At 56.4% G+C, this 12,196-nt stretch carries 8 protein-coding genes; 4 read left to right on the forward strand and 4 right to left on the reverse strand.

From position 1 onward, the window contains the following. Positions 1-13 precede the first annotated feature (13 nt). From CU041_RS12065 to CU041_RS12075, 3 genes are all read right to left on the reverse strand, one after another. Complete coding sequence (locus CU041_RS12065; protein ID WP_068516980.1) at positions 14-1,195, reverse strand: CmpA/NrtA family ABC transporter substrate-binding protein; 1,182 nt, start codon at positions 1,193-1,195, stop codon at positions 14-16. Between the two features lie 3 nt (positions 1,196-1,198). Beyond that, complete coding sequence (locus CU041_RS12070) at positions 1,199-1,789, reverse strand: ANTAR domain-containing response regulator (protein WP_068516981.1); 591 nt, start codon at positions 1,787-1,789, stop codon at positions 1,199-1,201. A 137-nt stretch (positions 1,790-1,926) separates the two neighbouring features. Continuing rightward, positions 1,927-3,378, reverse strand: coding sequence for an MFS transporter (locus CU041_RS12075; protein WP_233433096.1), 1,452 nt, complete (start codon positions 3,376-3,378; stop codon positions 1,927-1,929). A 632-nt stretch (positions 3,379-4,010) separates the two neighbouring features. Between CU041_RS12075 and nirB the strand changes: the two genes are divergently transcribed. From nirB to CU041_RS12095, 4 genes are read left to right on the forward strand one after another with little or no spacing between them, the layout of a single operon-like run. Then, positions 4,011-6,482 carry a nitrite reductase large subunit NirB gene (gene nirB, locus CU041_RS12080; RefSeq protein ID WP_101247129.1) on the forward strand — a complete coding sequence of 824 codons (2,472 nt, stop codon included), beginning with the start codon at positions 4,011-4,013 and terminating at the stop codon, positions 6,480-6,482. 5 nt (positions 6,483-6,487) lie between these two features. Continuing rightward, positions 6,488-6,838 (forward strand): nitrite reductase small subunit NirD, encoded by a 351-nt coding sequence (gene nirD / locus CU041_RS12085; RefSeq protein ID WP_068516984.1) that lies wholly within the window; start codon positions 6,488-6,490, stop codon positions 6,836-6,838. Then, a complete protein-coding gene (locus tag CU041_RS12090) occupies positions 6,828-9,536 on the forward strand; it encodes a nitrate reductase (RefSeq protein ID WP_101247130.1) in 2,709 nt (902 codons plus the stop codon). The genes nirD and CU041_RS12090 overlap by 11 nt, the downstream gene beginning before the upstream one ends. After that, positions 9,508-10,518: a siroheme synthase gene (locus CU041_RS12095; protein ID WP_101247131.1), complete on the forward strand. Its 1,011-nt coding sequence runs from the start codon at positions 9,508-9,510 to the stop codon at positions 10,516-10,518. Before CU041_RS12090 ends, CU041_RS12095 begins: the two co-directional genes overlap by 29 nt. 116 nt (positions 10,519-10,634) lie before the next feature. Here CU041_RS12095 and CU041_RS12100 read toward each other — a convergent pair whose 3' ends face one another. Further along, on the reverse strand, positions 10,635-12,134 hold the full coding sequence (locus CU041_RS12100; RefSeq protein WP_101247132.1) for a CoA-acylating methylmalonate-semialdehyde dehydrogenase: 1,500 nt from the start codon (positions 12,132-12,134) through the stop codon (positions 10,635-10,637). Positions 12,135-12,196: the final 62 nt, after the last annotated feature.

Here is a 12,196-nt window from a genome sequence, read left to right on the forward strand (position 1 = left end):
CCGATAGCGCCGATCAGCTGACCTTTTCTGGATCAAAAACCGTATTATCAAGGAAACTGTCGGGCCCGACAAAGGACCGGTCATCGGCATCATTTGCGCCTTCGACCCGCCAGTCATGTTTGGGCACTGCGACATCAAGATCAGCCACCGCCGCGCGATACAGATCGGGGCGATAAACCTGGCGCACCACGGAATTAAGATCGGAATCTGCGGGCACCTGTCCCCAGCGTTTCATCTGTGTCCCCACCCAGCTTCCCTGTGACAGCCACGGGAAAGTAGCGGTATAGCGATAAAACACATGGCGATCGGGGATATCGGTCGGGGCTTCGCCCGGGCGCAGAACCGGCCGCCCGCCCAGCGACGCCTTAAGAATTTCATAGGGCGCGCCGACATTGGATTCTTCGGACAACATTTGCGCCAGCTCGGAACGGTTGCCCGGCTGATCGGCCCATTCGGCGGCACGCACAAGGGCCCGGACAAGACCCGATACCGTTTCCGGGCTGGAATTCACCCAGTCTTCGCGAATGCCCAGAACCTTTTCCGGGCTGCGCGGCCAGATATCATCCTTAAGCGCGACAATCACGCCATCGCCATGAAATACCGCGCGCTGGTTCCAGGGCTCACCCACGCAATAACCATCGACCCAGCCATTGCGCAGACTGTCAAACATGCGCGGCGGGGCAATCACACCGATATTCACATCCCGATCCGGATCGATCCCGGCCGCCGCCATCCAGTAGCGCAGCTCGTAATTATGGCTGGAGAACGGAAATACCGTCGCAAAGGACATGACCGGCCGACCCGCGGCGCGATCTTCATCAATCACCTTTTTAAGGGCGCGGCCTGAAAGTCCGCGCGGGCCATGCATTGCCGCCGGGTCGGCTTCAAGCATGCGCTGATACAATCTGGTTGAAACCGTGATCGCATTTCCCCCGCGCCCCAATGCCATCGGCACGACAATATGCTGAACCGGGACCCCGCCAAGGCCAAGACGGGCGGCAATCGGGATGCCTGCCAGAAGATGGGCTGCTTCGAACACGCCATAGGAAAGCTTGTCGCGAATGGCCGCCCATGACATTTCACGGACCAGTTCCAGATCAATATTTTCCTGCTCGGCAAAGCCCATCGCGCGCGCGACAACCGGTATGGCGCAATCAACAAGCGGGACAAAACCAAGACGAACCTTTTCAGCCATTCCTCAAAACTCCAACTGAAACGCCGTGATGACGCTTTGGGCGATCTCGTAAATCTTGCGATTCTGTTTCATGGCGTTCTTGCGCAGCAGCGCATAAGAATCTTCTTCGGACAGGCCTTTTTCCTTCATCAGGATGCCTTTGGCCCGTTCGATCAGTTTGCGTTCATTGAGTTTTGCCTGCGCCTCGTCGCGTTCGCGTCTGAGCTGATCAAAAACATTGAAGCGCGATATCGCCATTTCGACGATGGGGCGAATGCGGTCCTGTCGCAGACCGTCCACCACATAGGCACTGACCCCGGCCGATACGGCTTCCTGGATCATTGAGGCGTCGCTTTGATCAACAAACATCGCGATCGGGCGGGCAATGGCGCGCGACACCTGAAACATCTGTTCAAGCGTGTCACGGTCCGGGTTTTCCAGATCAATAATGATGATATCAGGCGCCAGCGCCTGAATGCGTTCGACCAGATTATGTGACGTCCCGATACGGGCGACGCGGGCATATCCGCTTTCGACCAGGCCACGTTCGACAATGGCTGCGCGATCGGGATTCTCGTCAATTACCAGAATGTTATATTCTTCCAGCTTTACCAAAATTAACTCTAACTCCCTGACAACCCGGGTGGTCGCGTCTCTCTTTTGTTTTTAATTTCCGTCCCGTTTTCGGATCCGGATTGGTGTCCGGGATGCGATATCCACCGCATCCCGAAAAGATCTGATTGGCGGAAACCTTATTCCGCCGGTACTGCCTGTGCCGGTGATGACGCAGCAAGGCGTTCGGCCTGTGCGCTTTCAAACCGTGCTTTTTCCTCGGCCTGGGTCGCAGCTGAGAACCGCACCGCCAGAGCCGCGAACGAGCAAACGATCACGGCACAGCCCAGATACAGAAGCCCTTCCTGATAGGTAAGTTCTTCGGACTTGAACAGGAAGCCCGCCGCAACCGCACCGGCATTGCCACCGGCACCAACGATACCGGCAACCGAACCCAGTGCCTTGCGATTGACAAACGGTACGATCCCGAAAGTTGCACCTTCGGACATCTGCACAAACAGCGAGAAGACGATCATCACGGCAACCGCAACAGCCAGTGCTTCCATCTGGGAGAAGGCAACAAGTGCGACACCTTCGATGAACAGCGCCATGAACAGGAATTTGACGCGACCAGAAAGGCCACCCTTGGCGGCAAACTTATCGGAAAACACCCCGCCCAGCGTGCGGGCAAAGATGTTCATCAGACCAAACAGACCGGCAATCATGCCCGCCGTTGCCAGCGACAGTTCAAACTTGTCGAAGAAATAGATCGCCGCAATGTTGTTGATGGTCAGTTCAACGCCAAAGCAGGCAGCATAGACCAGGAACAATGCCCAAACGCGATAATCGGAAACCGCGGCCATCATGCCCTTGGCAGCACCGGCTGTATCATCTTCGGGTTTGAGCGCGCCGCTTTTGCGCATCTCGTCATAGTTACCTTCCGGGCAATCCGTGGTGAATTTCCAGTACAGGGCGGCAACCACCAGCATGATCGCACCCGGGAACACCATCGCCAAACGCCAGCCCATGGTTTCCGCAACCCCGAAACCGAGCACCATGGCAAGGATCAGCGGCATGACCATCTGGGTGACACCACCGCCAAGGTTACCCCAGCCGGCCGTCGTGGCATTTGCCGTGCCGACGACATTGGGGGCAAACATCATGGATGTATGATACTGGGTAATCACAAAGGATGCCCCGATCGCCCCGATGGCAAGACGCGCCAAAAGGAAGGTTTCATAGCTGTCAGCAAGACCGATCAGCATGACCGGAAGCGACCCCAGAACCAGAAGCCCGGTATAGGTCTTGCGCGGGCCGATCTTGTCGCAAAGCGGCCCGATCAAAAGCCGCACCAGAACCGTGATGGCAACCGATGCAATGATGGTGCTGCCGATTTCGCTTTTGGTAAGTCCAAGATCATCGCGCACCAGCGGCATCAACGGCGCGATCCCGAACCAGCCAAAGAAGCACAGGAAGAATGAAAGCCAGGTCAGGTGAAAAGTCCGCATCTGAACAGTCTTGAGACTGAAAAGATTTATGCGTGTAGCCTTGTTCTTGATTTCCATAATGTGAAGCCCTTCGTTTAGGTCGCGCAGAGCTTGCGAGATGCTGTGTACGACCGACGGTTTTTCCCCATGGGCCTCTTGCTTCATCTGATGGATTCCGCAGGCGACCCGTCATTCGTATCGGAAAGGCTGCGCGTCCATCGCGCTGCTGTTCCAAACGTCTGATCGTCCGCCGTTGGACGAAGAACTGTGAGCCACCCGTCGTTGGGCCTGCTTTCGTCAAAGCTGCTCACACAGGATGACATGCTGCAAACAGCGCGCCAGTTTTTTCGCGATGCGGGATAAAATCTGCAAATTGCTGGAATCCAATGGTTTTGGACGAACGCGCCTGCAAACAGCGATTTTGGATTTTTGCAAATTTCGCAATTTTGCACATTTTTTAATCTTATCAATTTTGCACTGTTTATTTTTTAATCAGATACGATTATTCCCCGCATCACAACTCAACCATCCGGATTGCAATCCCCGTTAAATTACAGACGGTTGCAAGATAATTTTCCCCGTTTTCCATTCTGGCACGGGACTTGAATATATCGAAGTATGAGCGCGGGCAGTGTCGCCTGCGGCTCCGGCCGAAAAGCCGATTGCATATATAAAGAATCCAAAGACGGGTTCACCGGATAACGACGTCCGTTGCGAAATGCCTTTTAAAAGAGCAGGCCGCATCGGGCGTTTTTTTTGTGCCAACTTCGCATCCCGCGACGAGGAGCCAGAGACAAATGAACCACGTCCCTGCAAACATAAAAGCCGCAAAATCCCGCCTGATTGTCATTGGCAACGGCATGGCCGGTATGAGAACGGTCGAAGAAATCCTGAACCGCGCACCGGACAAATACGACATCACGGTTTTCGGTGCCGAACCGCGCGTGAACTATAACCGCATCATGCTTTCGCCCCTGCTGTCGGGCGAAAAGAATTTTGACGAAATCGTCATCAACACCCCGGAATGGTATCGCGAAAACAACATCCATCTTTATTCCGGCGACCCGGTTGTTGAAATTGACCGTATCCGCAAGGTCGTCATTTCCAAAAGCGGTACGGAAACCGAATATGACCGCCTGTTGCTTGCAACCGGTTCGGACCCGATCATCATTCCGGTTCCCGGCCACAAACTTTCTGGCGTTGTTACCTTCCGCGATGTCGATGATGTTGACGTCATGCTGGGTGCTGCGGCCAAGGGCGGTCCAGCCGTTGTGATTGGCGGCGGGCTTTTGGGTCTTGAAGCCGCGGTCGGGCTTCAGGCACGCGGCATGGATGTGACGGTTTTGCATCTGGCAGGGCACGTCATGGAACGCCAGCTTGATCCGTCGGCGGGTTACCTTTTGGCACAGGAACTTGAACGGCGCGGCATCACTGTAATTACCGAGGCGGACACCGCCGAAATCGTCGGAACGGAAACCGTAACCGGCGTGCGTCTTAAGGACGGACGCATGATCCCGGCTGATCTGGTGGTCATGGCTGTTGGCATTCGCCCCAACGGGCGCCTTGCCGCAGACACCGGCATCGCAGTCGAACGTGGCATTGTCGTTGACGATGTCATGACCACCAGTGATCCGGCGATCTTTGCGGTTGGCGAATGCGTACAGCATCGCGGCCAGTGTTATGGCCTTGTCGCACCGCTGTTTGAAATGGCGAAATCCTGTGCCGATCATTTGACAGAGATTGAGACCGATGGCTACGCCGGGTCGGTCACCTCGACCAAACTTAAGGTCACGGGTGTTGATGTCTTTTCCGCCGGTGATTTTTCAGGTGGCGGCAATACAGAAGAAATCGTGTTCCGCGATGCCGGACGCGGTGTTTACAAACGCATCGTCCTTGAAGACGGCAAGATCAAGGGCGCGGTTCTTTACGGCGATACCACCGATGGCGGCTGGTATTTCCAGCTGATGAAGGACGGACAGGATGTTACGGAACTGCGTGACACCCTTGCCTTTGGTCAGGCGTTTGCCGGGGGATCTGCCGGAAACCCTCTTGACGCCGTTGCAGCCCTGCCAGATGACGCAGAAATTTGTGGCTGTAACGGCGTTTGCAAAGGTTCCATCGTTTCTGCCATCACCGAAAAGGGCCTGACGACCCTTGATGAAGTCAAAGGCCACACCAAGGCGTCGGCGTCCTGCGGATCATGTGCAGGGCTGGTTGAAAACCTGCTTGCGGCGACCCTTGGCGGTGAGTATCAGGCCGCAACGGTCAAGCCGATCTGCACCTGTACCGATCATGATCATGACAGCGTGCGCCGCCTGATCATTGCCAAGGGTCTTAAATCGATGCCGGCAATCATGCAGGAACTGGAATGGAAATCATCCGATGGGTGCCATGTTTGCCGCCCGGCATTGAACTATTACCTTCTGGCTGCATGGCCGGGGGAATATGTCGATCATGGCGCATCACGTTTCATCAATGAACGCGTGCATGCCAACATCCAGAAAGACGGCACCTATTCCGTGGTGCCGCGCATGTGGGGTGGCCTGACCAACCCGCGCGAATTGCGCGCAATTGCCGATGTCGCCGATAAATTCGACATCCCGACGGTCAAGGTTACCGGCGGTCAGCGCATTGATCTTTTGGGTGTGAAAAAGGAAGACCTGCCGGCGGTCTGGGCCGATCTTAATGCCGCAGGCATGGTATCGGGTCATGCCTATGGCAAATCGCTTCGGACTGTCAAAACATGCGTCGGACAGGAATGGTGTCGTTTCGGCACCCAGATGTCGATGAGCATGGGGGTCGAACTTGAAAAAATGACCTGGGGATCCTGGATGCCCCACAAGTTCAAAATGGCTGTATCGGGCTGTCCGCGCAACTGTGCCGAAGCAACCATCAAGGATTTCGGCGTGGTGGCAACCGATGGCGGCTGGGATTTGCATGTTGGCGGCAATGGCGGCATCCATGTCCGCGCGACCGAACTTCTGTGCAAGGTCACAACCGATGAAGAGGTCAAGGAATATTGCGGTGCCTTCATCCAGCTTTACCGCGAAGAGGCCCGTTATCTGGAACGCACCGCACCGTGGATCGAACGCGTTGGTCTGAAACATGTTCAGGAACGCGTTGTGGATGATGCCGAAAACCGCAAGGCCCTGTTTGATCGCTTCATGATCAGTCAGCAAACCGCCCAGAAAGACCCATGGGCCGAACGCGCATCCGAGGGCGTTGACGCCCACGAATTCAAACCCCTTTCGATGGTCGCAGCGGAGTAAGACAGATGACGAACAATCTGACATGGGTAGAAGTCGGACCCGCTGCCAATATCCCGCAGCAAGGCGCGCGTACCCTGCAAACCCAAACCGATCGCATCGCGATTTTCAGAACCCTTGACGATCAGATCTTTGCCCTGCTTGATCGCTGCCCGCATAAGCAAGGCCCCCTGGCACAAGGCATCGTGCATGGCCATTTCGTCACCTGCCCGCTTCATAACATGGTGTTTTCGCTTGAAACCGGCGAGGCACAGGGCCCCGATGACGGCTGTGCCGCCAAGGTCGAATGCAAGGTCATTGACGGCATGGTGCGGGTTGGCCTGACCGAACTGCAAGCTGGATTGCGCCATGCGGGATGAGGTCAAAACAACCTGCCCCTATTGCGGTGTTGGCTGTGGCCTGATCATTTCGCCAACCCGTGACGGATGGGCTGTGGGCGGCGACCCCGACCACCCCGCCAACCTTGGGCGCATTTGTTCCAAGGGTGCGGCCCTGATCGATACGATCATGGCCGAGACCAAACGCGATTTTCGCCTGCTTGAACCCGAAGTCGACGGCAAACAGGTTGGCTGGAAAACCGCCATTGCCGAAACCGCAAATCGCCTGCGCGACACCATTGAAAAACATGGTCCGAAATCGGTGGCCTTTTACGTGTCAGGGCAGCTCCTGACCGAGGATTATTATGTCGCCAACAAACTGATCAAGGGCTTTATCGGATCGCCCCATATCGATACCAATTCACGTCTTTGCATGGCATCGACCGTGGTCGGGCACAAGCGCGCCTTTGGCGCCGATGTGGTGCCCGGATGTTACGAAGACCTTGAAATCGCCGATCTGGTCATTCTGACCGGGTCAAATCTGGCATGGTGCCACCCGGTGCTTAATCAGCGCCTGCGTGCGGCCAGGGAAAAGCACGGCACAAAGATTGTTGTGATTGATCCAAGACGGACGGCAAGTTGCGATATTGCCGATTTGCACCTTGCCATCAAGCCGGGCAGCGACGTTGCCCTGTTTAACGGTTTGCTGGCCTGGCTTGACCAGACGGGCAATACCGATCTTCGTTATGTAGCCCGCCATGTGAGTGGCTATGAACAAGCCGTGGCAGAGGCGCGTGCCGACTGCCCGGATATCGAGACAACCGCACAAAAATGCGGGCTCGACCTGCAAGACAGCGCCGATGAAACCGGCTCAGGTCTGGGAAAACTGGAAACGTTGTTTAACTGGTTTGCGGCTTTTGATCGTACCGTCACGGTCTTTTCACAAGGCGTGAACCAGTCATCTAGCGGGTCGGATAAGGTCAATGCGATCCTTAATTGCCATCTGGCAACCGGTCGTGTCGGAAAACCGGGTTCAAGCCCGTTTTCCGTCACCGGCCAACCCAATGCCATGGGCGGGCGCGAAGTTGGCGGCCTCGCCAATCAGCTTGCCGCCCACATGAACCCCAATGATCCGGTCGATATTGATCGTGTCAGACGGTTCTGGAAATCCGACGCCCTTGAACCGGGCGAAGGATACAAGGCCGTCGACATGTTTCGCGCCATTGAAACCGGTGAAATCAAGGCCGTCTGGATCATGGCAACCAACCCGGCAGTCAGCCTTCCGGATGCGGATCGAGTGCGCCTTGCACTGTCGCGTTGTCCGCTTGTGATTGCATCCGATGTCGTCAATGACACCGACACATTGCGCCACGCCCATATCAAACTGCCCGCCACCGGCTGGGCAGAAAAATCGGGCACCGTCACCAATTCCGAACGGCGCATATCGCGCCAACGCCCGTTCCGCGAGGCCCAGGGCAATGCCAAGCCCGACTGGTGGATCATGACCCAAGTCGCGCGTGCCATGGGATATGGCAAGGCTTTCAAATACAAGGATCCCGCCGATATCTTTGCCGAACATGCCGCCCTTTCGGAATTTGAAAATGACGGCATGCGGGCCTTTGATATCGGCATCTGGCACAAGGCCAGGAAATCGGCCTATGACGCGATGGAACCGTTTCAGTGGCCGGCTTCTCGCAAACATCAACCGGCCAGCGGTTCCCAACGGCTTTATGGTGATGGCATATTCACCACATCAAGCGGTCGGGCCAAAATGCTGGCTGTTGCGCATATTCCACCGCAATCCCGAACCAGTCGCGACTTCCCGCTGATTGCCAATAGCGGCCGGTACCGCGATCAATGGCACACCATGACGCGCACCGGAACAGCGGCACGTCTTTCGGCCCATCGTCCGGAACCGCTGCTTGAAATCCACCCAAAGGACGCCGCCAAATTCGGGCTTTCGGATGGTGGCATTGCCCGGATCAAAAGCAGCCATGGTACGTCCCTGATGCGGGTTCTGGTCACAGATGCGCAAATGCCCGGACAGGTTTTCATTCCCATGCACTGGAACGATATCTTTTCGGCAGCAGGCGGGATCGGTCGGCTTTTGCCCCCCAATGTTGATCCCCATTCCGGCCAGCCCGAAAGCAAACATGTCCCCGTTGCCCTCGAACCATTTGCCCCGAAATGGCAGGGATTGCTGTTTTCAAGCACCCCGGTTGATCTTGGCAGCCTGCCCTATTGGGTGGCGGCGACCGGACCGGGCAGCATGATTTATGAAATCGCCGGCTCCGAACCGATGATGTTCAAGTCCCTTTTGCCGATTGCGGCCAATGAGGATGACGAACAGGTCATTGAATATAGCGACAGCAAAAAGGGCGTTCATCGTTATGCCCGATTGAACGGTGATCGCGTTACCGGCGCCCTTTTCATCGGCCCGGACCGCCCGGCCCTTGGCCGGGATTGGGTTTCAAACCTGCTGGCAACCGATCAGGTCGCCCCTCTCGAACGCAATGCCCTTCTGGCCGGGCGGATGCCCGATGCGGGCGCAATCAATGATCGCCTGATCTGTTCATGTTTCTCGGTCGGGCTGGCGGCCATCAGCCGTGCCATTTCTGATCAGAATGCCGTAACCGCCGCCGATATTGGCCGTTTGCTTCAGGCCGGGACCGGGTGCGGTTCGTGCCTGCCGGAAATAAAGGAGATTCTCGATGACGCATTACCGCGCGCCGCAGAATAATCGCGGGCTTACGCCAGATGTTGCTGCCCATGCTGCGACATCTGAAAACTTCGCCTATTTTCCCGCCTTCATACATGTGACCGGCAAAAAGGTATTGGTGCTGGGCGGCGGCGAAGTCGCACTTGGCAAGCTGCGCCTGCTTGTGCGCAGTCAGGCAAAGATCACGGTCGTCGCACCCGAAATCTGCGACGACATTGCCGTGATGGTGGACGAAGGGCGGATCGTTTGGGAAAGCGCGCCCTTCGTCGACACCATGATCAACCGGGCGGTCATGGTATTTGATGCCGCCGATGATCCGCATTTGACCGCACGGGTGCAGGCCGCGACCAGACGGCGCAACATCCTTTTGAATGTGGTCGACAAGACCCCGCATTGCGATTTCATCGTGCCGGCAATCCTTGATCGCGCACCGGTAATGATCACGATATCAACCGGTGCCTGTGCCCCGGCCCTTGCACGCATCATCCGGCAGCGCCTTGAGACTGTTCTTCCGGCATCCATGGCACAACTGGCCCGCATTGCCCGCGATGCGCGGCAAAAGGTCGCCGAACACCTTCATGACAATGTGTCACGCCAGCGGTTCTGGACCCATTTTTTCCAGCGCGGACTGCAAGAATCCCCGACCGGCACCGCACGCGACAGCGATATTGACCATGCCCTGCGCCAGTTCGTTCCCGATGGCAGCAGCGCGACCGTCCCCGGCGGGCAGATCATGAATGCCGAAATCCATGCTGATACTGCCTTTGATCTTCCGCACGGCATCGCGCGCGCGATTGAAACCGCCGATATCGTCTTTCACGAAGACCACATTGCCGAAGATATCCTGACGCTTGCCCGGCGCGATGCCACCCTGATCCCGATTGGCTGCATCAGCCTTGATCACGACCCCGACGCCAAACGTGACAGCATCGAACAGCAAACCAGAATTTTCGCCCGACAGGGTTTCAATATCGTCACCCTGACCCAGGCAATCACGCACTAGATCATCCTGACGTCCTTCCGGTTCACCCTGTGGATTATGGCTCCCCGTATTCCACAAAAACTAAAGGCGCGCAAAGTACCCCCTGCGCGCCTTTCTTTTTGCCAGAATGGCAAAAGTTATTTCATCGTCGGCATGACGAATTCCGCACCTTTGCGAATACCGGTTGGCCAGCGCGAAGTGATGGTTTTCAGCTTGGTGTAGAAACGCACACCTTCCGGACCATGCATGTGATGATCGCCAAACAGAGATGCTTTCCAGCCGCCAAACGAATGGAACGCCATCGGAACCGGGATCGGAACGTTAATGCCGACCATGCCGGTCTGGGTACGTGCGGCAAATTCACGCGCCGTATCGCCATCACGGGTAAAGATCGCAGTACCGTTGCCATATTCGTGGCTATCGACAAGGTTGGCAGCGGTTTCGTAATCATCGGCGCGAACAACCGACAGAACCGGGCCAAAGATTTCTTCCTTGTAGATGCTCATATCCGGGGTGACGTCATCAAACAGGGTGCCCCCGACAAAGTAGCCTTCTTCATAGCCCTGGAGCTTGATATCGCGGCCATCAACAACAAGCTTGGCACCTTCTTCGACACCCTTGTTGATATAGCCGACCACCTTGTCACGGTGTGCTGCCGTTACCAGCGGCCCCATTTCAGCCGCCGGATCGGTTCCCGGCGCAACGCGCAGTTCATTGATACGCGGTACCAGCTTTTCAATCAGGGTATCTGCCGTTGCCTTGCCAACCGGCACGGCAACCGAAATTGCCATGCAACGTTCGCCAGCCGACCCGTATGCAGCCCCCATCAGGGCATCGACCGCCTGATCCATGTCGGCATCCGGCATAATGATCATGTGGTTTTTCGCACCACCAAGGGCCTGACAACGTTTGCCCTGCGCGGTTGCGGTTTCATAGATGTATTTGGCAATCGGGGTCGATCCGACAAAGCTGATCGCGGTGACGTCCGGATCAAACAGAAGCGCATCAACTGCTTCCTTGTCGCCCTGAACAATGTTGAATACGCCATCAGGAAGACCGGCCTCGGTCAGCCATTCCGCCAGCAGAAGGGATGCGGACGGATCGCGTTCGGACGGTTTGAGGATAAAGCAGTTACCGCATGCAAGTGCTACCGGGAACATCCACATCGGCACCATGGCCGGGAAGTTGAACGGCGTGATACCGGCAACGATCCCCAAGGGCTGACGCACCGAATGGCTGTCGACCTTGGTACCGACATTTTCAGTAAATTCACCCTTAAGCAACTGCGGCGCGCCGGTTGCAAATTCGACAACTTCGATCCCGCGGGTGACTTCGCCCAGCGCATCGGACAGAACCTTGCCATGTTCGGCGGTGATTGCCGCGGCCAGTTCTTCGGAGCGGTCTTCAAGAATGCCAAGAAACTTGTTGAGGATACGCGAACGGCGAAGTGGTGTGGTATTGGCCCATTCATCACGAACAGCCGCAGCCGATTCAACTGCCGCACGCACTTCGGCCTTGGATGCAAGATCAACCGTGCCGCTTTGTACGCCGGTTGCCGGATTAAAGACAGCAGCAGAACGACCGGATTTACCGGCGACGCGCTTGCCATTGATGTAATGGGTGATCTGGGTCGACATGGGGTTCCTCCCGACTAAACCTGATTTCGGATTGCCTGATTTCATCACCGGCAAACTGGACC

It is taken from the genome of Thalassospira povalilytica, assembly GCF_002844235.1.
GTDB classification, from domain to species: Bacteria; Pseudomonadota; Alphaproteobacteria; order Rhodospirillales; family Thalassospiraceae; genus Thalassospira; species Thalassospira povalilytica.

Bases quoted from the DNA above. Each gene is read 5' to 3' on its own strand.
- CU041_RS12065 (WP_068516980.1), bottom strand. From the start codon at position 1,195: ATGGCTGAAAAGGTTCGTCTTGGTTTTGTCCCGCTTGTTGATTGCGCC.
- CU041_RS12075 (WP_233433096.1), bottom strand. From the start codon at position 3,378: ATGAAGCAAGAGGCCCATGGGGAAAAACCGTCGGTCGTACACAGCATC.
- nirB (WP_101247129.1), top strand. From the start codon at position 4,011: ATGAACCACGTCCCTGCAAACATAAAAGCCGCAAAATCCCGCCTGATT.
- nirD (WP_068516984.1), top strand. From the start codon at position 6,488: ATGACGAACAATCTGACATGGGTAGAAGTCGGACCCGCTGCCAATATC.
- CU041_RS12090 (WP_101247130.1), top strand. From the start codon at position 6,828: ATGCGGGATGAGGTCAAAACAACCTGCCCCTATTGCGGTGTTGGCTGT.
- CU041_RS12095 (WP_101247131.1), top strand. From the start codon at position 9,508: ATGACGCATTACCGCGCGCCGCAGAATAATCGCGGGCTTACGCCAGAT.
- CU041_RS12100 (WP_101247132.1), bottom strand. From the start codon at position 12,134: ATGTCGACCCAGATCACCCATTACATCAATGGCAAGCGCGTCGCCGGT.